Source organism: Mesorhizobium sp. M7A.F.Ca.US.006.01.1.1, from assembly GCF_003997935.1.
Classification (GTDB): domain Bacteria; phylum Pseudomonadota; class Alphaproteobacteria; order Rhizobiales; family Rhizobiaceae; genus Mesorhizobium.
The window spans coordinates 13,780-32,502 of record NZ_RZQL01000047.1; the positions used below are offsets into that span (position 1 = coordinate 13,780).

General features: G+C 63.5%; 28 protein-coding genes and 1 tRNA gene. 15 read left to right on the forward strand and 14 right to left on the reverse strand.

Features of this window, described 5'->3' with window-relative positions:
- The first annotated feature begins 127 nt into the window (after positions 1-127).
- The 8 genes from EN943_RS11080 to EN943_RS11115 all read left to right on the forward strand — a co-directional run bounded on the left by EN943_RS11080 (position 128) and on the right by EN943_RS11115 (position 7,155).
- The gene (locus EN943_RS11080) at positions 128-556 is read left to right on the forward strand and encodes a VOC family protein (RefSeq protein WP_127412641.1); all 429 of its coding nucleotides are present in this window, start codon (positions 128-130) and stop codon (positions 554-556) included.
- 187 nt (positions 557-743) lie between these two features.
- Positions 744-1,259 carry a hypothetical protein gene (locus EN943_RS11085; protein ID WP_127412642.1) on the forward strand — a complete coding sequence of 172 codons (516 nt, stop codon included), beginning with the start codon at positions 744-746 and terminating at the stop codon, positions 1,257-1,259.
- A gap of 100 nt (positions 1,260-1,359) precedes the next feature.
- A complete protein-coding gene (locus tag EN943_RS11090) occupies positions 1,360-1,977 on the forward strand; it encodes a C39 family peptidase (protein WP_127412643.1) in 618 nt (205 codons plus the stop codon).
- 25 nt (positions 1,978-2,002) lie between these two features.
- Positions 2,003-3,076 carry a D-alanine--D-alanine ligase family protein gene (locus EN943_RS11095; protein ID WP_127412644.1) on the forward strand — a complete coding sequence of 358 codons (1,074 nt, stop codon included), beginning with the start codon at positions 2,003-2,005 and terminating at the stop codon, positions 3,074-3,076.
- A 113-nt stretch (positions 3,077-3,189) separates the two neighbouring features.
- Positions 3,190-5,208, forward strand: a complete 2,019-nt coding sequence (locus tag EN943_RS11100; RefSeq protein WP_164778162.1) for an AI-2E family transporter — start codon at positions 3,190-3,192, stop codon at positions 5,206-5,208.
- A 166-nt stretch (positions 5,209-5,374) separates the two neighbouring features.
- The gene (locus EN943_RS11105; protein WP_127412646.1) at positions 5,375-6,046 is read left to right on the forward strand and encodes a glutathione S-transferase family protein; all 672 of its coding nucleotides are present in this window, start codon (positions 5,375-5,377) and stop codon (positions 6,044-6,046) included.
- A 64-nt stretch (positions 6,047-6,110) separates the two neighbouring features.
- Positions 6,111-6,635, forward strand: coding sequence for an AAA family ATPase (locus EN943_RS11110; RefSeq protein ID WP_245475713.1), 525 nt, complete (start codon positions 6,111-6,113; stop codon positions 6,633-6,635).
- A 31-nt stretch (positions 6,636-6,666) separates the two neighbouring features.
- Complete coding sequence (locus tag EN943_RS11115) at positions 6,667-7,155, forward strand: GNAT family N-acetyltransferase (protein ID WP_127412647.1); 489 nt, start codon at positions 6,667-6,669, stop codon at positions 7,153-7,155.
- A 57-nt stretch (positions 7,156-7,212) separates the two neighbouring features.
- Here the strand turns inward: EN943_RS11115 and EN943_RS11120 are convergent, their stop codons facing one another.
- The 4 genes from EN943_RS11120 to EN943_RS11135 all read right to left on the reverse strand — a co-directional run bounded on the left by EN943_RS11120 (position 7,213) and on the right by EN943_RS11135 (position 9,832).
- Positions 7,213-8,214, reverse strand: a complete 1,002-nt coding sequence (locus EN943_RS11120; RefSeq protein ID WP_127412648.1) for an aldo/keto reductase — start codon at positions 8,212-8,214, stop codon at positions 7,213-7,215.
- 78 nt (positions 8,215-8,292) lie between these two features.
- A complete protein-coding gene (locus EN943_RS11125; RefSeq protein WP_023813833.1) occupies positions 8,293-8,538 on the reverse strand; it encodes a DUF982 domain-containing protein in 246 nt (81 codons plus the stop codon).
- A 119-nt stretch (positions 8,539-8,657) separates the two neighbouring features.
- Positions 8,658-8,837: a hypothetical protein gene (locus tag EN943_RS37605; RefSeq protein ID WP_164778161.1), complete on the reverse strand. Its 180-nt coding sequence runs from the start codon at positions 8,835-8,837 to the stop codon at positions 8,658-8,660.
- A 110-nt stretch (positions 8,838-8,947) separates the two neighbouring features.
- Positions 8,948-9,832, reverse strand: coding sequence for a LysR family transcriptional regulator (locus tag EN943_RS11135; protein ID WP_127412649.1), 885 nt, complete (start codon positions 9,830-9,832; stop codon positions 8,948-8,950).
- 103 nt (positions 9,833-9,935) lie between these two features.
- Between EN943_RS11135 and EN943_RS11140 the strand changes: the two genes are divergently transcribed.
- Positions 9,936-10,805: an NmrA/HSCARG family protein gene (locus EN943_RS11140; protein ID WP_127412650.1), complete on the forward strand. Its 870-nt coding sequence runs from the start codon at positions 9,936-9,938 to the stop codon at positions 10,803-10,805.
- A 104-nt stretch (positions 10,806-10,909) separates the two neighbouring features.
- On the opposite strand, the gene EN943_RS11145 is transcribed toward EN943_RS11140, so the two are convergent.
- Positions 10,910-11,227 carry a hypothetical protein gene (locus tag EN943_RS11145; protein ID WP_127412651.1) on the reverse strand — a complete coding sequence of 106 codons (318 nt, stop codon included), beginning with the start codon at positions 11,225-11,227 and terminating at the stop codon, positions 10,910-10,912.
- Positions 11,228-11,508: 281 nt separating this feature from the next.
- On the opposite strand from EN943_RS11145, the gene EN943_RS11150 reads away from it, so the two are divergent.
- Positions 11,509-11,751, forward strand: coding sequence for a hypothetical protein (locus tag EN943_RS11150; RefSeq protein WP_127412652.1), 243 nt, complete (start codon positions 11,509-11,511; stop codon positions 11,749-11,751).
- An 80-nt stretch (positions 11,752-11,831) separates the two neighbouring features.
- Here the strand turns inward: EN943_RS11150 and EN943_RS11155 are convergent, their stop codons facing one another.
- The 4 genes from EN943_RS11155 to EN943_RS11170 form a co-directional block, all read right to left on the reverse strand.
- The gene (locus EN943_RS11155; RefSeq protein WP_013530768.1) at positions 11,832-12,038 is read right to left on the reverse strand and encodes a hypothetical protein; all 207 of its coding nucleotides are present in this window, start codon (positions 12,036-12,038) and stop codon (positions 11,832-11,834) included.
- A gap of 196 nt (positions 12,039-12,234) precedes the next feature.
- Positions 12,235-12,420: a hypothetical protein gene (locus EN943_RS11160; protein WP_127412653.1), complete on the reverse strand. Its 186-nt coding sequence runs from the start codon at positions 12,418-12,420 to the stop codon at positions 12,235-12,237.
- Positions 12,421-12,735: 315 nt separating this feature from the next.
- Positions 12,736-12,809, reverse strand: a tRNA-Gln gene (locus EN943_RS11165).
- 84 nt (positions 12,810-12,893) lie between these two features.
- Entirely contained in the window at positions 12,894-13,187 is a 294-nt protein-coding gene (locus EN943_RS11170; RefSeq protein WP_127412654.1) for a hypothetical protein, read from the reverse strand.
- Positions 13,188-13,280: 93 nt separating this feature from the next.
- Between EN943_RS11170 and EN943_RS11175 the strand changes: the two genes are divergently transcribed.
- The 3 genes from EN943_RS11175 to EN943_RS11185 all read left to right on the forward strand — a co-directional run bounded on the left by EN943_RS11175 (position 13,281) and on the right by EN943_RS11185 (position 15,491).
- Positions 13,281-13,595, forward strand: a complete 315-nt coding sequence (locus tag EN943_RS11175; RefSeq protein WP_127412655.1) for a hypothetical protein — start codon at positions 13,281-13,283, stop codon at positions 13,593-13,595.
- Positions 13,596-13,737: 142 nt separating this feature from the next.
- On the forward strand, positions 13,738-14,805 hold the full coding sequence (locus EN943_RS11180) for a PAS domain S-box protein (protein ID WP_127412656.1): 1,068 nt from the start codon (positions 13,738-13,740) through the stop codon (positions 14,803-14,805).
- Positions 14,806-14,942: 137 nt separating this feature from the next.
- Positions 14,943-15,491, forward strand: coding sequence for an MgtC/SapB family protein (locus EN943_RS11185; RefSeq protein ID WP_245475715.1), 549 nt, complete (start codon positions 14,943-14,945; stop codon positions 15,489-15,491).
- Here the strand turns inward: EN943_RS11185 and EN943_RS11190 are convergent.
- Entirely contained in the window at positions 15,471-16,409 is a 939-nt protein-coding gene (locus EN943_RS11190; RefSeq protein ID WP_206522743.1) for an alpha/beta hydrolase, read from the reverse strand. The genes EN943_RS11185 and EN943_RS11190 overlap by 21 nt on opposite strands.
- A gap of 147 nt (positions 16,410-16,556) precedes the next feature.
- Between EN943_RS11190 and EN943_RS11195 the strand changes: the two genes are divergently transcribed.
- On the forward strand, positions 16,557-16,865 hold the full coding sequence (locus tag EN943_RS11195) for a hypothetical protein (protein WP_127255564.1): 309 nt from the start codon (positions 16,557-16,559) through the stop codon (positions 16,863-16,865).
- Between the two features lie 91 nt (positions 16,866-16,956).
- Entirely contained in the window at positions 16,957-17,091 is a 135-nt protein-coding gene (locus EN943_RS38805) for a hypothetical protein (RefSeq protein ID WP_281035303.1), read from the forward strand.
- Positions 17,092-17,200: 109 nt separating this feature from the next.
- Here the strand turns inward: EN943_RS38805 and EN943_RS11200 are convergent, their stop codons facing one another.
- From EN943_RS11200 to EN943_RS38970, 4 genes are all read right to left on the reverse strand, one after another.
- Positions 17,201-17,446, reverse strand: coding sequence for a DUF982 domain-containing protein (locus tag EN943_RS11200; RefSeq protein ID WP_127412657.1), 246 nt, complete (start codon positions 17,444-17,446; stop codon positions 17,201-17,203).
- Between the two features lie 14 nt (positions 17,447-17,460).
- Positions 17,461-17,697 (reverse strand): DUF982 domain-containing protein, encoded by a 237-nt coding sequence (locus EN943_RS11205; protein WP_127412658.1) that lies wholly within the window; start codon positions 17,695-17,697, stop codon positions 17,461-17,463.
- 94 nt (positions 17,698-17,791) lie between these two features.
- Complete coding sequence (locus EN943_RS11210; RefSeq protein WP_127412659.1) at positions 17,792-18,235, reverse strand: GFA family protein; 444 nt, start codon at positions 18,233-18,235, stop codon at positions 17,792-17,794.
- A gap of 171 nt (positions 18,236-18,406) precedes the next feature.
- A complete protein-coding gene (locus tag EN943_RS38970; protein WP_024501602.1) occupies positions 18,407-18,586 on the reverse strand; it encodes a DUF3606 domain-containing protein in 180 nt (59 codons plus the stop codon).
- Between the last annotated feature and the right edge of the window lie 137 nt (positions 18,587-18,723).

The window sequence follows — 18,723 nt, forward strand, 5'->3', positions numbered from 1 at the left end:
AGGCTAGACATGCTTTCAAAAGGCCCGCTGGATCCCCTCCCGGCGGGCTTTTTGTTTGCTGGGAAGTATCTGCATTGACGACGCCCTGTCCGAACCTAAATTCGAACCCACACGAGGAGGCGTTTTCATGGAAACCCAGGAATTGCATCGCGGCCGCCTCATCGACCACATCCAACTGGTGGTCAGGGATCTCGCGGCCAGCCGGCGTTTCTACGAGGCGGTCCTGCAGGCGCTCGATGTCCCGATCGGCGGTAGCGGCGCCGACTTTTTCTGGGCCGACGAGCTGTTTGTCTCCACTGCCGACAGCCGGGCCGCACAGGGAAAGCTCACCGGCCGCCATCACCTGGCTTTCCAGGCAAGGGACCACGCCATGGTCGACGGCTTCTACAAGGCCGGGCTGGCGGCCGGCGGCACGGACAATGGCGCGCCGGGCGAACGGCCTTATCACCCCGGCTATTACGCCGCCTTCCTGCTCGATCCCGACGGCAACAACATCGAGGCGGTCCATCACGGTCCGCATGGTCGCAGCGCCGCTTCGGTGAAGATCACCTTCTAAGCTGCCGATATTCAGCCGGCCGGGATCGCGGGCGCATGGGCGATGCCGGAGAGAAGTTGCCTTGCGTTGCCAGATTGGTGGCCCCGATGCTAACCGTGCAAACGGCGGGCGGGAATCGGCATCGAAGCAACGCGCGCTGCAAAATCCTCAATAAAACTCCCCTTACCCCCGTGGAGATATATTTTTTATGCAAAACCCAACAAGGGCGATCTGTGCCGCCACGCTTCTATTTGCGATCGGGGCCGCGGGCCTCACAAGTATATCATCTTTTGCTTATATTTCATCGGCGCAGGCTCAGGAGGAATATCTTCCGACCGAGAAGGATTTTGTCGGCAAATGGAAACTGAACGGTGGAGCCATCCGGCCGCCGCGCGATATGAAGGATGCGCCGACACCGGAACAGGAAGCGGCCGCCGGTGAGTTCCAGCAGACGGTGACCGCGTTTTACGGGGCGTTCGACTATCTGGAGATCACGGCGGACGGCCGCTACAATTTTCATCAGCCGGGTGATCCGACGTCGGGGCCTTGCGTCTGGTGCGGAACATGGTCCTTCAACAACAGTTCGGCGTGGCGAAAGCTGGATACGGCGCCCCGGCTGGATATCTACGCCAAGGACGGCGACATGCAGATGACCTACACTGCCGAACCCACCGAAAAATCGAAATATGCATGGCTGGTTTTCGGCTGGACGAAAGCCGAGTAGGCGGCGGCGCACGGCTCGCCACACCTGGACGGGCCTAAGCGGCTTTTCATTCATCTCGTATCCTCGTATACGAGATGAAGCCAATTGCCCTAGGAGTCGCATGAAACCGCTGCCTGAAACCGTGCCGTTTTTCAGCCAGTGGGAAACGCCAGACATGACGCTGGACGTGCTTGCCGACGGCGCGGATGTCGCGCTGCGGCGCGATCCGCTGTGGCGGGGGTCGGGCGCGGAAACCCTCGATGAGTATGCACTCTGGGCCGCCAACATCTGCGGCATGGCGTGCCTGAAGATGATCCTGGCCAGCCGCGGCGAGATCGTGCCGACGATCGAGCTTGCCAGGCGCTGCACCTTATATGGCGGCTATGTCGTCAACGAAGGATCGATCAAGGGGCTGATCTACGCGCCCTTCGTCAGCTTCGTGAAGGAGGTTTTTGGACTCCGGGCCGAGGTGGTGACCAATGTGGCGACGGGGGACATCCCGGCCATCCTGGAGCGCTCGCGCTTCTTCATCGCTTCGGTCAGCAGCTCTATCCGCTGGCCCGAGCGCGAGCCGCCCTCGAAGGGCGGTCATCTGGTGCTGGTCACCGCGGCGTCCGACGAGGGTTTCCGCTTCCACAACCCGTCCGGCCATGACCCCGCCACACAGGCAGACGCAGTGTTGTCGCCGGCCGATTTCGACCGCTTCTTCGCCAATCGCGGCATTGCCGTCGCCATTTGACCTTTTTGACAATCGAGGGATTTCGATGACGGACAAGACAAGAGTGGCCATCCTTTACGGCGGGCGTTCGGCCGAGCATGACGTGTCGCGCCTTTCGGCCGCCAATGTGCTGAAGGCGATCGACCGGACACGCTACGACATCGTGCCGATCGTCATTTCGCGAGATGGCAGGTGGCTGCTGCAACAATCCTCCGTGGTCGACGGGGCAGGGGCGCCGGTATCCGAGGATGGTGCAGAGGTCGCGCTGCTGCCCGGCGGCAAGGGCCGGCTGGTCGCTGTGTCTCGGGATGGTACGCAGCCTGACCTGCCCCCCATCGACGTCGTGTTTCCGGTGCTGCACGGGCCGTTCGGCGAGGACGGCTCGGTGCAGGGCTATGCCGAGGTCGCCGATGTCGCCTATGTCGGCTGCGGCATCCTCGCCTCGGCCGCCGCCATGGACAAGGATGTCGCCAAGCGGCTGATGCGCGAGGCGGGGCTTGCGGTTGCCCGCTCCGTCACCGTGCATCGAAACGGCAAGCATTCCTTCCAGGAGATTGCCGGGGCGCTCGGCCTGCCGTTCTTCGCCAAGCCGGCGCGCCAGGGCTCGTCCTTCGGGGTCAGCAAGGTGAATGACAGGGACGGCTTCGAGCAGGCCATCGACACGGCTTTCCGCTACGACGGCAAAGTGTTGATCGAGGAATTCGTCGAGGGCCGCGAGATCGAGTTCTCGGTGCTGGAGCGCGCCGACGGGTCGCTGACGGTGTCGCTGCCCGGCGAGATCATTCCGGCCGGCAAGCACGGCTTCTACACCTATGAAGCCAAATATCTCGATGCCGACGGCGCGCTGGTCAAGGTGCCCGCCGATGTCCCGGCCGATGTGGCCGAGAAGGCCAGGGATATGGCGCGGCGGGCATTCCAGGCGCTTGGCTGCGAAGCCATGGCGCGCGTCGACTTCTTCCTGCGCGCCGATGGCAGCCTGCTCGTCAACGAGGTCAACACCATTCCCGGTTTCACCGACATCTCGATGTACGCCAAGGCGCTGGCCGCCTCAGGCATCGGCTACAGCCAGACCATCGACGTACTGATCGAGCACGCGCTGGCCAGGCATGCGGCGCGCTGATCCGATCGGGCGAGCCTGACTTCCACCCTTCGAGAGCGGCAGGTGCGGGCAGGATCATTGCCTGTCGAGCGAGGCGTATTTCATCGTTGGCTAAAGTTGCATGTCCGCTCTATATGCCCGATCATGGCATTTGGCAGGGGAGGCATCACGTGGCCAATCGTCGAAACGGCACGGCGTCTCAGGCTGACGGGCTGGGGGACACCCTTTCAGTGGCCGCGCCCCATCCGCGAACCGCTTTGCCCAATGTGGCGGCCATCGTCACGACGGTGGCGGCGCTGTATTTCGGGCGCGAGGTTTTCCTGCCGATCGCCATCGCGCTGCTGCTGACCTTCGCACTGGCGCCGCTTGTCTCGGCTCTTAAAAAGGTCGGCATCCCCCGGATTGCCGCCGTCATCGCCAGCGTGCTCGGCGCTTTCGCGGCGCTTGGCCTGTTCTCCTTCATCGTCGCTACGCAGGTCAGCGAACTGGCGCAGAACATCCCGGTCTACCAGACCAACATCTTGACCAAGATCCGCTCGCTCAAGGAAACCGGGGTCGGAGGCGGGATCCTTGCCAGATTGAGCAAGGTGGTCGAGCGTGTCGGCCAGGAGATCGACAGGCAGGACGCCACGCTGCCGGCCACCACCCCGGAAAAGCCGCCGCGCGAGCCGGTGCCCGTCGAGATCGTCGCGCGGGAAAGGCCGCTCCAGGTCCTGCAGAATATCGTCGGGCCGCTGATCAGCCCGCTCGGGTCGGCCGGGCTGATCATCGTCGTCGTCATCTTCATGCTGCTCGAGCGGGAGGATCTGCGCGACCGCTTCATCCGGCTTGTCGGCTACGGCGACCTCCACCGCACCACTGAAGCGCTCCAGGACGCCGCCAAACGGGTGGGCCGCTACCTCTTGATGCAACTGGTCGTCAACATCGTCTACGCCATACCGATCGCGATCGGGCTCTGGGCCCTCGGTATTCCCAATGCGCTGCTGTGGGGGCTGCTGGCACTGGCGCTGCGTTTCGTTCCTTATATCGGCCCGATCATCGGCATGCTTTTGCCGCTGTTCCTGGCGCTGGCCGTTGCGCCGGGCTGGTCGCTCGTGCTGTGGACAGCCGCCCTGTTCGTGGTGATGGAGCTGATCACCGGCAATGTCATCGAACCCTGGCTCTACGGTTCGCGAACGGGACTGTCGCCGCTGGCGATCATCGTCGCGGCGATTTTCTGGACGTGGCTCTGGGGGCCGCTCGGGCTGATCCTGTCGACGCCGCTCACCGTCTGCCTGGTGGTGCTGGGCAGGCACGTGCCGCAGTTTGAATTCCTCGACGTGCTGTTCGGCAACGAGCCCGTGCTCGAACCCCATGCGCGTCTGTACCAGCGGCTGCTGGCCGGCGATCCGGAAGAAGCCACCGACCATGCCGAGGAGATGCTGGAGGAGAAATATCTGGTCGAATTCTACGACAAGGTTGCCATTCCGGCGCTTCTGCTGGGCGAACACGACCGTATGCGCGGCGTCATGGGTGATTTGCAAAGGCGGCAGGTGGCGGCGAGTGCCCTGATGCTGGTCGCCAATCTCGACGACAGCGCGCAGGAGGAGGCAGGCGAGGAGGAGTCCCCCGTGGCCGCGGAGGCGAGCGACGATGGCGATCCCGGCGGGGAGGACGAGACCGAACTGCCCGATGGCACGGATATGTCCGTGCTTTGCGCCGGCGGGCGTGGCGAGCTCGACGACGCCGCCGCCGCGATGCTGGCGCAGGTGCTGGAGGTCCAGGGCGCGACCGTATCGAAAGCCGGCTTTGCCGATATGGAGCCCGCCAGCATTCGCCGCCTTGAGCTCGAAACCGTCGACACCGTCGTGGTCGGCTTCCTGAACCGGGATTCCGTCAAGCACGCCCGCTTTCTGGTTCGCCGGCTGAAGCGTGCCAAGGCAGCACTTCGGGTGGGAATCGTGTTCTGGTCGGAGGCCGCTGCTGAGGACAAGGAGACGGCCGGCAAACTGGCCCGCGACATGAACGCGGATTTCGTGGCGTATGGCATGGTCGACGCCGTGCTGGGCGCGCTGTCAAACGAGCCGCCGGTCGCGCTCAAGCTTGTCGCCAAACGGCGCATGCGGCGACAGCGGGCCGCGTCCAAGAAGGTCACGACGGCAGCGGCGGGTTAGGCCCTGCCTTCGCCCCCGGCGCCCTCGGGGGCTGTGGTCGGAGGCGGGCATCCGCGATCTGTGCCAGTGATGAAAATGGTTCAGACCGATGTCGATTTCCGGGAGGCCCATTCGTCTTCACGATATAGGAAGCCGAAGAATTAGCCCAAGCAAGGGAACGGATGCGATGACAATCACCATCACGGCATTTGAACGATCGCCCGATCGCGGCAAGGGACTGGCGCGCGACACGCGCGTTCGCTGGGCGCTCGAAGAAGCAGGGCAGCCTTATGAGGTTCGGTTTGTTTCCTTCGCGGAGATGAAGGCGCCTGGCCATCTGGCCATCCATCCCTTCGGCCAGATCCCCACCTACGAGGAGGATTCTCTCTCACTGTTCGAGACCGGCTCGATCATCCTTCATCTTGCCGAGCAGCATGCGGGCCTGCTGCCCGGCGATCGCGATGCGCGCGCGCGTGCGATCACCTGGATGTTTGCCGCACTTAACACCGTCGAGCCGCCGATCCTCGAACTAACGACGGCAAGGATATTCGAAGCTGACAAGCCCTGGAGCGAGGAGCGTTTGCCATTGGTGAAGGATCGTGTTCGCGCCTGTCTCGACAGGCTCTCGGCCCGCCTGGGCGCCGCCGAGTGGCTCGACGATGCATTCAGCGCGGGCGATCTGTTGATGGTCTCGGTGCTGCTGCGACTAAGAATGTCGGGTATTTTGGACGAGTATGAAAACCTTGCTGCCTATGTAGCGCGGGGTGAAGCTCGGCCCGCTTACATCAGGGCTTTCGCCGCGCAATTTGCGGTCAACGCCCCGGGCACGCTGGACAGGCATGGGGTGCGAACGGTCTGAGTCTGGCCGATCGAAATTCAGTCGTTAAGATGGTCCCGATGTCTGGAAGTTCGCAAAGCCAGGGATGATGCAGCGGATCGTGATCCTTGGAAATGCCGGAAGCGGCAAGTCGACCCTGGCGCGGCAGATCGGCGAACGGCTGCATCTGCCAGTCGTACATCTGGACAAGCTGTTCTGGGGACCAGGCTGGAGCAAACCTGAAACCGAAATTTTCCGCGCCCGCGTCGGCACGGCAATTGCGGGCGCCGGCTGGGTGTCTGAAGGCAATTATTATCGGCAGACCTTCGATTTGAGGCTTCCCAAGGCGGATCTTGTCGTCTGGCTGAACACGCCTCGCATCACCTGCCTGAAGCGTGTTGTCCTGCGCAGCGCACTGAACCGCCACCGGCCTGACCTGCCGGCCGGGTGTAGCGAGCGGCTGGACGCGGATTTCCTGTCCTTTCTGCGCGACATCTGGACTTTCGATCGGGATATCAGACCTGCTATCGAGGCGGAGCGGCTCATCTGGGGACCGCTGGTGCCGGTGGCAAATTTGAGCGGCGCCCGCCAAATCCCGGAATTCGTCGCTTCGCTTGCTCGCCACCAATAACATGATCCCTGACCTTTGCGGGCGGTGAGGAATGCTTGAAATTCGCCCAGCCCAGGAAGCCGACCGGTCGGCGATCGTGCAACTGTGGCATCAGGGCTGGCATGATGCCCACGCGCATCTCGTTCCAGCCGAAATCCTGGCGTACCGAACGCCGGCGCATTTTTCGCTGTGGCTGGAGCAATCCACCGATGCCTTCCATGTGGCGGTGGGCGATGGACTGCTTGGCTTCGTCTCTATCAACGGAGTGGAACTGGTCAAACTCTATGTAAGCCCGCAAGCACGGGGAAGCGGAACCGCCCGCGATCTGCTGTCACATGCCGAGCATCTCTTGTCCGAGCAAGGCGTGGCGGAGGCCGAGCTCTTCTGCACGGCGGGAAATGTCCGCGCGCAGAGATTTTATGCCCGCGAGGGATGGCGCTTGAGCCGCAGCTTCGAAGACGCACTTTGGCTGCCGGACAATGTCGCCGGCAGGTTCACCGTGGAAACCCACTGCTATCGGAAGCATCTGGGCTTTCGGTAGCTGGTCTATTCGAAACGACCTTGGCGAGACTGTCGCGGACGCTGGAGCAGGCGCCCCCTACCGGTCGACCATCGCCATGCCCCGCTCGGTGTAGCGCGGGCCGGAGATTTTTCCCGGCGCGAGCGCTTCGTCGAGCGCGGCCATCTCGGCGGCATCGAGTTTGACCGCGGCGGCGGCGACGTTCTCTTCGAGGTATTTTCTGCGCTTGGTGCCGGGGATCGGCACGATGTCGATGCCAAAGCCGTCGCCCTTCGCCAGCAGCCATGCCAGCGCGACCTGGCCGGACTTGACGCCGCGGGCAGCGGCGATGTCGCTCACCTTGGCGGCCGCCTCGACATTGGCGTCGTAGTTTTCGCCCTGGTAGCGCGGGTCGTTGCGGCGATAATCGCCGTCGGGATAGTCTTCCGCGCGCTTGACCTGGCCGGTGAGAAACCCGCGGCCGAGCGGCGAGAACGGCACCAGGCCGATGCCGAGTTCGCCAAGCAGCGGGATGATCTCCGGCTCGAGATTGCGCTCCCACAGCGAATACTCGCTCTGCAGCGCCGACACCGGATGCACGGCATGCGCCCGGCGGATGTTGGCCGCGCCCGCCTCCGACAGGCCGAAGAAGCGCACCTTGCCTTGCGCGACGAGTTCCCCCACGGCCCCGGCGACGTCCTCCATCGGCACCGCCGGGTCGACGCGGTGCTGGTAGAGCAGGTCGATATGGTCGGTTACGAGCCGGCCGAGCGAGGCTTCCACGACCTCCCGAATGTGCTCGGGCCGGCTGTCGGTTCCGGTCTGCTTGCCGTTTTCGATGCGGAAGCCGAATTTGGTGGCAATCGTCACCTGGTCGCGCTTGCCCTTCAGCGCCCTGCCGAGCAGGGTTTCGTTGTCGTAAGGGCCATAGACCTCGGCGGTGTCGAGGAAGGTGCAGCCGAGTTCGATGGCACGGTGCAGCGTGGCGATGGATTCGGCCTCGTCGGCTGGCCCGTAGGACTGGCTCATGCCCATGCAGCCGAGGCCGATGGCCGAGACCTGCAGCCCTTGGCTGCCGAGCTTGCGTGTTTTCAGGGTCATGGCAGACGTTCTCCGGAGGGCGCCGCGAGTATAGCGTCAGCAGATTCAATCGACACGCCCTATTCGATCACGATGTTGCTATTCGATCAGGATGTGGGCTTCGCGCGCCGCTTCGACGAGCGCCGCCCTGGCGACGTCGGGGGCGACATCGCCGCTCGTCGCCCGCCGGCAGGCGCGTAGCGCGGACTGGTGCTTTGGGCTGCCTGCGTCACGCCAATGTGTGGTGAGCAAATCAATGGCCTGCTGTGTGTTGGACAGATGGTGGATGGAACCGGTGACGCCGACCGAAACCGCCACAGGCTTGGAGAACCATGCCGTTTGCATTGGAACTACCTCGATTGGGCTGAAGCGATAAACGCTTATGGCCGCTCAAGGTTTCGTCGATGCCAATCAATCCGGCGTGATACCCTCAGCGGCATTGGGCGGCCCACATTGTCCGCGCGTCACATGTTCGAGGCGATGTCGCGGGTGGGCGGTGTTTTGGGTTTGTGGGCGGCACGTTGCCGCGTCGCCTGGTGGGCTGGGCGGGTTTTGACATTGTTCACGGTGGTGGGCGCCTGTGCCTTGCGGCGCTTGAGCCAGTTCGCTGACAGTTCGGCAAGGAGACTGCGCAAGTCTTTCACGACGTCCTCCTCTTGTAAGGGCGACAAGGTAATTTCCGTCGCCCCAACTTGTTCCACCGGAAAATCGTTCCGCCAAGAATAAAGGTCCCTGCCGGCGAAAGCGTTGGGCATCACCTGCCGATATAGGCGGCCAGTTCGTCCGGCGTCCCATTCGGGAAGGCCAGCTTCAGAAAATCCAGGAAAGCCGACACGCGCGGGCTGAGCAGCCGCCGGGAGGGGTAGAGCGCCCACAGAGCGATCTCTGGGGCGTCGATATCCCCCCAATTTACCAGCGTGCCGTCAGCCAAATCGTGGGCCACCAACGAAATGGGAAGACGTGCTGCCCCGACCCCCGCTCGCACCGCATCGCGCACCATAATGAGCGTTCCCAAAGCGAGGACCGGCTCGATTTTGATCGTCGATCGGCCACCCTCTGTCTTCACGTTCCATATTTGCCGTTCGCCTGTCCCGCGCGCAACGCCGGGGGCCGGACCACCGGTGCGAGGAAGGTGAGGGCTCGCCACGACGACCAGCCGGTCGCGGAGAAACGCCCGTCCGACCAGGCTTTCGTCGGGATCCGGGTTGACCCGGATCACCAGGTCGTAGCCTTCCTCGATCATGTCCACAGCCCGGTCCTCCGTCGTGACCTCCAGCCTCACCTCCGGAAATTTGAGGGCAAATCCCGCGGCGATCCTCCCCATCGCGGTCTGAGAAAAAAGCAGGGGCGCGCTGATACGCAATCTGCCCTTGGGTCTTTGACCGCCCGAGGCGATCGCCGCGGCCGTCTCGTCCAGTTCGGCAAGCAACGCCCCCGTCCGCTCGAAAAGCGCCCGCCCTTCCTCGGTGAGCTTCAGGTTGCGCGCGCCCCGCTCAAACAGGCGCAGGTCAAGGCTGCTCTCCAGGTCTCCAACTCGCCGGGACAGCGTTGCCTTGGGCCGGCCGGTCGCCCTTGCCGCTTTGCCGAAACCGCCATGGCGGGCAACGAGGTTGAAATCGGTGAGGGCCAGAAGATCCATGAGTGTTCCACCAGTGAGACGGTACGTCTAAAATTTCCGCCTGTTTGAATGTTTGTGGGCCACACATATTGGGCCTGTCAAGCAACCCAACAGGAGAAATTCCATGACCATCCTCGTTACCGGCGCCACAGGCAATGTTGGCCGCCAGGTCGTAGAGCACCTCGTCAAGCGCGGCGCCGATGTCCGTGCTCTCGTCCGCGACCCGTCGAAAGCCAGCTTCCCGGCGGGCGTATCGGTCGCGCAAGGCGACTTCCTCGATGTCGATTCACTGCGCAAAGCCATGTCCGGTGTTTCCACCCTGTTCCTCTTGAACGCAGTGGTGCCGGACGAATTCACCCAGGCTTTGGTTGCGCTCAACGTCGCCCGGTCGGCGGGTATCGAGCGGATCGTCTATCTCTCGGTGATCCATGCCGACGTCTATGTGAACGTGCCGCATTTCGCCGGCAAGTTCGGCGTCGAGCGAATGATCGAGCAGATGGGCTTCCAGGCTACGATCCTGCGCCCGGCCTATTTCATCCAGAACGACCTGATGATCGAAGACGTGATCACCGGCTATGGCACCTACACGATGCCGATCGGCGCCAAGGGTCTCGCCATGATCGACGTGCGTGACATCGCCGAGATCGCTGCCCTTGAGCTGTTGCGCCGGGAACGGTCCGTGGATCCGCTTGCACTGGAGCGGATCAATCTCGTCGGTCCGCAGACACTGACGGGAACGGATATCGCGGCCATCTGGTCCGACGTGCTCGCCCGCCCGATCAGCTACGGCGGCGACGACACCGAAGGTTTCGAGCGGAATCTCAAGCAGTTCCTGCCTGCCTGGATGGCGTACGACATGCGCTTGATGGGCGAACGGTTCCTGACCGACGGCATGCTGCCCGAGGCCGGCGACGTCGAGCGGCTGACCGCGCTTCTGGGCCGCCCGCTGCGTCGCTATCGCGACTTCGCCTCACAAATCGCCGGCTCCGCCTGACGGGACAGCTCTGGTCATCACCAGGGGTACAGAAACAGCAGGGCGGCCTTTTGAGGAGGCTCCCTGACCGGCGCGAAACAAATGCGCGTTCGGCCGGAACCGCCCTACTGCAGGGTGGCCGGACCAGGCCTGTCGCGTTGGGCGATGACGTGCTCGCCATCTTCGCCACCGACCCCATCCACGAACAGACCAGCCACGCCATCGAAATTGGTGAGCCCGTCGAATTCAATTGCGGCGCCAATCAGCTGGGCTGCCTGGAACACAAGGTATTCGACGTCCTCGAGGGCGACGTTTTCGGCCAGATTCCTGACCCTTACATGCTCCGCCACCGCCGTGATGCTGACGATGCCGGTCTTCCTGAAGGCGATCTGGACCGCTGAACGGACGTCATCGCGTAGACGCGCCGAGTAATCATACCGCATCGAAACCTCCCAAAAGGAACGGTTTTCTGTTCAGATTGGACAATGCGGCAGGGGCTTCGCCCTGGCAAGTCACTAATTAAATAATACCCAAATAAATCAAACAGTTAGCATAGTTATGCAAATGTGTTCCTTACGCCGAATAGGCATCAGGCTCATCATGAACATGAGCAGCTATCCACTCATCCCGAGGTCTTGACGCGCTAGGAGCGGTTTCCTAATTATGAGGTAAGTGAGTTGAATACTCATTCGACGTATTCGTGGTCCTGAACAAGGGAAGCGCGATGACTGAACTGGAACGCCCGGAACGGTTGCAGATCATGCTGACGTCAGACGAACTGGCGGCGCTGGAAAACTGGCGCTTCGACAAGCGCATGCCGAGCCGTTCGGCCGCCGTCAGGGAATTGCTGCGGCGCGGGCTTGCCTCGGATGGCTTCCTGACGGCGGAACAAGGGGCGAAGTCGCAAGACTTCGGCATCCTGCCAACCGCCGGCGGCAACGGCATTTCCGACGGCGGCAAGGAATAGAGGCGCGTGAGCCGCCTTGGGCCCTCCGGGCGGCGGTTGCCGCGAAGCGCCGGCTGGCGTAGCGGACGAGAACTCTCGATTCAGAGGATGTTGGTCGTCACTTCGACGACGATCGCAGCACCTTCCAGGCTGCCATTGGTGACGTGCACGACGCGCGATACCCGCAAATCCTGCGTGGTTCCGTCGATCGACAGCGCAACGCTTTCGCCGATCCGGGGAACCGCCTGGAAAACGGCGTCGGTGGCCTCCGGCCGGTTGTCGATCGATATGCGGCAATTGACGGTCATGAGATGTCTCCTGTGTCGGCCCGGTGGTCAACGCAGGGTCCGCGAAATGGTTTCAGGAGCCGGATGCAACTTAACGGCGCCCGGATCCGTAAAGCAGTCATTGCTCCATCGTTCCTCGTAACGGAGCAACAGGGCTCGCTGGGGACGGCGCTGGGGCTGCCCCGGCGAGCTTGCTTCGCTTTGCCCGGGGGCTGCGTCACCGAGGCATGGAGACGAGTTTCGGGGTCCGCAATTCTCCGGCCATCCTTGCCGCCTGGAAAATTGTCATCAAAACCAGGATGGGCTCGCCCTCGGTCGGGTTGATGGTCAGGACGACGCGGCCAAGCTCGTCGCTCATGCCGCAAGACCAATCCTTGACGGCCATCACTTTTCTCGCGGCCATAGGCCTTCTCCTACGGGAGTTCCCTGCAGGCTACGCCGTCTGGAGTTGGTCGACAGAACCTTCGCCTGACATTGCAACCAGCCGAAATGCGGCAAATGCGGCCAATATTATGAAAACCGCCGTGACGTTCAGGGACATCGTCGATGCAAGGACGCCCCCATCAAAACAACTCAGTTCCATGGCGCTGCATCCCTTCAAGCCACTGACGGCCCGGATGATGATCCTGCTTGAGACGAAATACAAGCGTTCGCTAATACGCTGACGCCGGCTGGCCAGCCCTGCGCGCCGCTTTTGAACAGCCGAGCGCCTGGTTGCTGGTTCCCGCTCAAGGGCTCGAACCTCGATTCACGCCTTCAAAGGGCGCTGTCCTACCATTAGACGAAGCGGGAAAATGCACGTTGCGCCCCACCCCTAGCCGGTTCGCGCGCCGGGATCAACGCACTGCGGCGGCAAAGCCGATTGGAAGCGCGGTATCAGTCCGGAAAGTTGGTGACAGGTTCCTCGCAGCGGTAGACCGGGCAACTGCCGTCACGGGTCGGGACATAGGCCGACATCGGCACCTCCGGCCAGTCGCATTCGTTGCCGAACTGCCTGACATAGCGGTCATAAGTGTTGGGGCCGGTGGTCAGCACCACGGCATGGCGGCTTTGGAGCAATTGCCGGAGTTCGTCGCAACTCATCGTGCGGGTGTCGGGCCTGGCTTCGGCGAGGCCGGTCGCGGCCAGCAGGATCGCTGCCGTCATCAAGGCAATTCGGCGCATCGGCATGGCTGTTCCCTCGAATGGATGTATCGGCCGAAACTCGCATCCCGGCGGGTGGTTCCGCAACCGCCGGCTGGCCGTCTGTGGCGGCGCAACCAAATGGTCCGTCGTGCATTGCTGGGGATGGATGGCAGGAAGCCCTACGAAACCCCGCAATGGCGGCCCGGAAACGGCGATCGCGAGGCCATGTGCTGTTCTTTCTGCGGCGGGCGCGACCACAGCTATGAGGAATGTCCGCAAAGGGAGCCTTCGGCCGATCCAGTGCCAGTTGCTCCGCCTGACGACCTTGGCGCTGAGGAAACAGGCCCGCGGGACGGTAAGGGCGAAGCGGTCACCGGCTTGCCGCGGCTCGACGAGATCGGCGTCTACGGCCGCCGAGGCATTGCCGGGACGGACGACCGGGTACCATCGTGAAAAGCCCGTCCGCGACCGCAAATGCGGAATGTTGCGCACCGACTGCAACCAAAATGCCCGGTCAGGCATTGCTGGCACGAGGGGAAATCCTCACGCAGCCCGGACTCTGGCGGGACGCGGCAAGGTGGGGCCAGACGGGGCAATGACAGAATTGGCAAGCATCGACAGCCTGCTCGAAATCACTGCCCACGCTCGGCTGGCGGCGATTGTCGATTCATCCTTCGACGCCATCGTCAGCAAGGATCTGAACAGCATCATCACCAGTTGGAACGCGGCGGCGCAACGCATGTTCGGCTACACCGCCGAAGAGGCCGTCGGCCGGTCCGTGCTCATGCTCATCCCCGATCATCTCAAGGATGAGGAGACCGACATCATCAGCCGGGTTCGCAAGGGCGAACTGCTGGCCAGCTATGAGACGATCCGCCGACGCAAGGATGGCGGCCTCATCGCCGTGTCGCTGACCATTTCGCCGATCAGGAACACGTCCGGCGAGATCATCGGCGCCTCGAAGATCGCCCGCGACATCACCGCCAGCAAGGAGAGCGAGCGCCGGATCCGGCTTTTGCTCCGCGAGGTGAACCATCGCGTCAAGAACCAGTTCGCGGTGATCCTCTCGATGATCCGGGAGACCAGCAAACGCTCGACCGATCCGCGTGAATTCGAGGAGTTGATCCGCTCCCGCATCATGGCCCTGTCGCGGTCGCACGATCTGCTGGTGAACTCGGAATGGGCCGGCGCCAGCCTCTTCGACCTCGCCCAGGAGCAGCTCAAGCCGTTCGGCCACGAGGCGCGGGTATCGCTCTCCGGGCCGCTTTTGACCCTGCAGCCGAACGCCGTGCAGAATCTCGGCATGGCATTTCATGAGCTCGGCACCAACTCTTCCAAATATGGCGCGCTGGCGAGCGAGGCCGGGCGGCTGGAGATCACCTGGCGGATCGTCGAAGGCGTTTCGGGCAAGCGGGAAATCCATCTGCTCTGGGACGAGACGATGCCGGTGCGTGAAGGAGAGCGGCCCGGGGGGCGGCAAGACGAAACCGTGCGCAAGGGTTTCGGCACCGTCGTCCTGCAGCGGGTCGCGCCGCAATCGCTGAACGGCCTGGCGGTGCTGGATCGCAGCCCGGGCCATCTCAGCTGGTCCCTGACGGCGCCGCTGGATTCGATCATCGTCCCGCAGCTCGGCGCCGACCTGCCTGAAACCGAAACGTCCTGAGCCCTCGAGGGTCGTTCCATCAACACCCCGACAGATGCGATTTCAAAAACGGCTGGATCCTTGCCGCATCTGGCGGTGGATTCAGGAACCGTGACCCGGCGGCCGCGTTGTGGCGTCAAGCTTTCGGAGGGGACATCATGGAACAGCTCGTCGAGGAATTCGGCCATTCCACCTACACCTCGTTTCCGGTCATCGCAGCAAGGCTGTTGCTGGCGACGCTCTACGGCGCGGTCATCGGTTTCGAGCGCGAATGGCGTAATCGCCCGGCCGGGCTTCGCACGCACATTCTCGTCTGCGTCGCCGCCGCCACCTTCGGCATCCTGACGATCGAGATCGTGCATGCGCCCATGTTCGCGCAGGAAGCCGTCAAGGTCGATCCGATCCGGGTGGTCGAGGCGGTGACCGCCGGCGTCGCTTTCCTCGCCGCCGGCTCGATCATGTTTTCGCGCGGCGAGGTGCATGGGCTGACGACCGGCGCTGGCATGTGGCTGGCTGGCGCGATCGGCGTCGCCTGCGGCCTTGGTCTTTGGCAAGTGGCCGGGTTCGGCACGCTGATCGTGCTGGTCGTTGCCGGCTTCCTGCACCGGTTCGAACGCGGACCCGGCCTTGCCGCCGGTGATGAAGGCAGCCAGGCAAAGGCGCAGAAGGAGGCGGCTTCGGCCCCATCAAGGGGAGGGCGTAGGTAATTCCGATCGCCCGGAGAGGCCGTGACTGGTTTCACCGAAGAAGCCGGCCAGCAGGTCGGCCGTCCGCGCCGGGTTCTCCTCGGGAAAGAAGTGTCCGCCCGGCATCGCCTGGCCGCGCACATCGTCGGCCCAGCCGCGCCACAGCGCCAGCGGCCCGCCTTCGCCGGCATACCAATCCGCCAACGCGCCCTGGCCGCTCCATAGCGCCAGCAGCGGGCAGCGGATGCGCCGGCCGGCTGCCTTGTCGGCATGGTCGTGCCCGCGGTCGAGCGTGGCGGCCGCCCGATATTCCTCGCAGATGGCATGGGCGTGAGCAGGCGCGCGCAAGGCATCGACATAGGCCTGACGCACTTCGGCTGGAAACGCCGATGGCGACGAGCCCCAGCCGTCGAGCGCATTGTCGACGATCGCCTCGGCGGCGCCGGACAGGATCTTTTCCGGCAATGGCTCGGGCTGCGCCAGCAGCGACCATGGCCAATAGCCCAGCGCCAGCCTGGCGTCGGCCCGGCCCCAGGCATCGGCGGTCGGCACGATGTCGAGAACGGCGAGCCTGTCGATGCTGCCCGGATGGTCGAGCGCCATGCGGTAGGCGACACGCCCGCCGCGATCATGGCCGGCGACCATGAAGCTGCTGAAACCCAGCTTCTCCATCATCCTCGCCAAATCGTCCGCCATGGTGCGCTTGGCATAGGGTGCGTGGTCCGGAGTGGACGCCGGACAGGAGCTGCCGCCATAGCCGCGCAAGTCGGCGCAGACGACGCTGAACCGGCTGGCCAGAGCGGGCGCGATGTCGCGCCACATCAGATGCGTCTGCGGAAAGCCATGCAGCAACAGCAATGGCGGCCCGCCACCGGCACGCAGGCAGAATATGCCGGCATCGCCGGTGTCGATTTCCGCGCCTTGAAAACCTTCGAACATGATCGCCTCCGGCACGCGCAACGGCCGGCAAACGGGTTTGGTTGCAATGCCGCCCGGCGAGGCGCCCAACCTTTTTCGTCGACAGGCGTTGTCCCCGTGAAGGGAAGGTCGCCGCGGGCGACCCGTGAAAGAAAGAAGGAGGCAGTGATGAGAACTCTCGCCATCATGCCATTCGGCCTTATGCTGGCGCTGGCAGTGCCGGCCGCGGCCCAGCAGCAGAACGACAGCCAGGCGCCGCAGGCCGACAAATGCAGGGCTCAGACCGGGCAAGGGGCAAAACAGCAGCCTGGACAGCAGGCCGATGACGGCAATTTGACCGCGAAGCTCAACGATTGCGGCGGCGTGCTGAAACCGCCCCCGACGGGCGACCAGGGCATGGCGGCGCCGGCCCCCGACGAAGGTAAGACGCCGGTGATCAAGCCGGGCGAAGTGCCGCCCCAGCCGCCGAAGCAATAAACGCCGGCTCGCTGGTATTGTCGCGCAAGCTAATGGAACCCCGTTGTCTCAGGAGCGTTTCTCTCACGACTTGGAATTCGGAGAGATTATCGTGAGAGATATTGCGACAACGGCCACGTTACTTGCCTCGATTGCCATCGTGATTGCCTTGATTTTGCTTGCGCCGAAGAGTTTTGGCTTCGAAACCTCGCACCCGATCGTACAGGGCGAGCTTCCGGCGGAATAATCGGATCGATTGTTCGGAATAATCGGATCAATCATTCGGAGTGATCAGGACGGATTTGCACGAAGCAGGCGAGGCACGAGCCCCCGCCTGTTTCTCTTTATGGAAACCGCTATCGCACCAGGACGCCTGCGTGGCTGCAGAGCGCTGCGAAGGCTTCCTGCGCCTCGGCGGCGCCTGTCTTGGTTTCCAACGCGGCTTCGACCTTCTCGCGCGCCGTCTGGTAGAACGGGCCGCGCTTGGCCTGCGGCCAGTCGATCAGGATTTCGCTGGCATCCTTGAGCGTGGCGACGTCGCGGATCGTGTCCGACCCATGCGGCTTGATCCGCATCGGCGTGGGCAGAATGAGCTCGGACATGGCCCCTGTTCCCATTACTGGAGGAGTTTTGCTTCGCGCGCGGCGTCGATCACCGCTCGCATCGCTTTTTCCGGCGGCGTCCAGCCATCCAGCGCATCGCGGCAGCTGCGCAACGCTGCCCGGTAGCGCCGTCCCTGGCCCGCCGGCCAGTCGCCGAGGCATTCCAGGCCTTCCCAGGCGCTGCGGATGATGCGCTCGCGCTCAGGCGCGAATTTCAGCCTGATGGGGCGCGGAAAGATCTTGTCGTTCAACGGTCGTCTCCATGATTGCCGCACGTCGCCGGGCGACATGCGTGAGAGGCATCCGGTAACGTCGGCGGCAGGGCAGGGTTCCCTTGCCCAGAGATCAAATCTCGGCGTCGATGTCCGACAGCGATCTCGGTGTCGGCGCTTCGGCGTTGTGCGCCGCTGGGCGGTCATGCTCGAACTGTTCGGTGCCGGGTAAAGCGTGCAGCCAGGTCTCGCGCCTGGAAGTCCACAATTCATATTCGGGCACGAGATCGGTCGGCGCGATGTCGAGGCTGCCGATCGCCACCTCGGCCTCATTGTCGTCGACCCAGGCGACGCGGCCGCCGCATGTCGGGCAAAAGCTGCGCGTACCATAGGAGCTGACGAGGCCGGTGGTCTCGAAGGCCTCGCGCGGCCAGATGGCAAAGGCCGAATAGACCGAACCGCCGGCCTTGCGGCAATCCTTGCAATGGCACAGGCCGACGCGCAACGGCGCGCCGCTGACCTCGAACTGCACGCCGCCGCACAGGCAGCTGCCGGTCCTGCGTATGGTGTCGGACATGATGCCCTCCCTCAATGCGTGGCGCTGCGGGCCGGGTGGGACAGATGCTCGTCTGCCGTTTCGTTGGCCAGGATGAGAAACCGGGAAAAAGACATCCTGTTCACCGTACCACCAGGCCCGGTTGACACGGCCCGCAGCATCTTCAACGCCGCCCAGGCGAAATGGTTTCGGCTAGCCGCGGGCCGCCATATGGGCGTCGAGCTTCTTGCGCGAGGGTCCGTAGCGCTTGATGATGGTCTGTGCCTCGCTTGGCGGAATGCCGTATTTGCGGGCAAAGGCGGCAACCTCGTAGGGCTCTTCGCTCGAGACCAGCTTGCGGTCCTGTTTCGTCTTCGACTTGTCGTCAGCCATCTCAGGCCTCGCTTTCTGTTGTCGGGGAAACGCGCAATCTTCGGCGCCCGCGATCAACACGACATAACACAGATCGGCGCCGCCGGTTCCACCCGGCGACATGGCCAGGCCGCAACCGGCCTGTATCAGGCCGATGG

Coding starts and splice junctions, on each gene's coding strand:
- EN943_RS11080 (WP_127412641.1), top strand. CDS start 128: ATGGAAACCCAGGAATTGCATCGCGGCCGCCTCATCGACCACATCCAA.
- EN943_RS11085 (WP_127412642.1), top strand. CDS start 744: ATGCAAAACCCAACAAGGGCGATCTGTGCCGCCACGCTTCTATTTGCG.
- EN943_RS11090 (WP_127412643.1), top strand. CDS start 1,360: ATGAAACCGCTGCCTGAAACCGTGCCGTTTTTCAGCCAGTGGGAAACG.
- EN943_RS11095 (WP_127412644.1), top strand. CDS start 2,003: ATGACGGACAAGACAAGAGTGGCCATCCTTTACGGCGGGCGTTCGGCC.
- EN943_RS11100 (WP_164778162.1), top strand. CDS start 3,190: ATGCCCGATCATGGCATTTGGCAGGGGAGGCATCACGTGGCCAATCGT.
- EN943_RS11105 (WP_127412646.1), top strand. CDS start 5,375: ATGACAATCACCATCACGGCATTTGAACGATCGCCCGATCGCGGCAAG.
- EN943_RS11110 (WP_245475713.1), top strand. CDS start 6,111: ATGATGCAGCGGATCGTGATCCTTGGAAATGCCGGAAGCGGCAAGTCG.
- EN943_RS11115 (WP_127412647.1), top strand. CDS start 6,667: ATGCTTGAAATTCGCCCAGCCCAGGAAGCCGACCGGTCGGCGATCGTG.
- EN943_RS11120 (WP_127412648.1), bottom strand. CDS start 8,214: ATGACCCTGAAAACACGCAAGCTCGGCAGCCAAGGGCTGCAGGTCTCG.
- EN943_RS11125 (WP_023813833.1), bottom strand. CDS start 8,538: ATGCAAACGGCATGGTTCTCCAAGCCTGTGGCGGTTTCGGTCGGCGTC.
- EN943_RS11135 (WP_127412649.1), bottom strand. CDS start 9,832: ATGGATCTTCTGGCCCTCACCGATTTCAACCTCGTTGCCCGCCATGGC.
- EN943_RS11140 (WP_127412650.1), top strand. CDS start 9,936: ATGACCATCCTCGTTACCGGCGCCACAGGCAATGTTGGCCGCCAGGTC.
- EN943_RS11145 (WP_127412651.1), bottom strand. CDS start 11,227: ATGCGGTATGATTACTCGGCGCGTCTACGCGATGACGTCCGTTCAGCG.
- EN943_RS11150 (WP_127412652.1), top strand. CDS start 11,509: ATGACTGAACTGGAACGCCCGGAACGGTTGCAGATCATGCTGACGTCA.
- EN943_RS11155 (WP_013530768.1), bottom strand. CDS start 12,038: ATGACCGTCAATTGCCGCATATCGATCGACAACCGGCCGGAGGCCACC.
- EN943_RS11160 (WP_127412653.1), bottom strand. CDS start 12,420: ATGGCCGCGAGAAAAGTGATGGCCGTCAAGGATTGGTCTTGCGGCATG.
- EN943_RS11170 (WP_127412654.1), bottom strand. CDS start 13,187: ATGCCGATGCGCCGAATTGCCTTGATGACGGCAGCGATCCTGCTGGCC.
- EN943_RS11175 (WP_127412655.1), top strand. CDS start 13,281: ATGGTCCGTCGTGCATTGCTGGGGATGGATGGCAGGAAGCCCTACGAA.
- EN943_RS11180 (WP_127412656.1), top strand. CDS start 13,738: ATGACAGAATTGGCAAGCATCGACAGCCTGCTCGAAATCACTGCCCAC.
- EN943_RS11185 (WP_245475715.1), top strand. CDS start 14,943: ATGGAACAGCTCGTCGAGGAATTCGGCCATTCCACCTACACCTCGTTT.
- EN943_RS11190 (WP_206522743.1), bottom strand. CDS start 16,409: ATGTTCGAAGGTTTTCAAGGCGCGGAAATCGACACCGGCGATGCCGGC.
- EN943_RS11195 (WP_127255564.1), top strand. CDS start 16,557: ATGAGAACTCTCGCCATCATGCCATTCGGCCTTATGCTGGCGCTGGCA.
- EN943_RS11200 (WP_127412657.1), bottom strand. CDS start 17,446: ATGTCCGAGCTCATTCTGCCCACGCCGATGCGGATCAAGCCGCATGGG.
- EN943_RS11210 (WP_127412659.1), bottom strand. CDS start 18,235: ATGTCCGACACCATACGCAGGACCGGCAGCTGCCTGTGCGGCGGCGTG.
- EN943_RS38970 (WP_024501602.1), bottom strand. CDS start 18,586: ATGGCTGACGACAAGTCGAAGACGAAACAGGACCGCAAGCTGGTCTCG.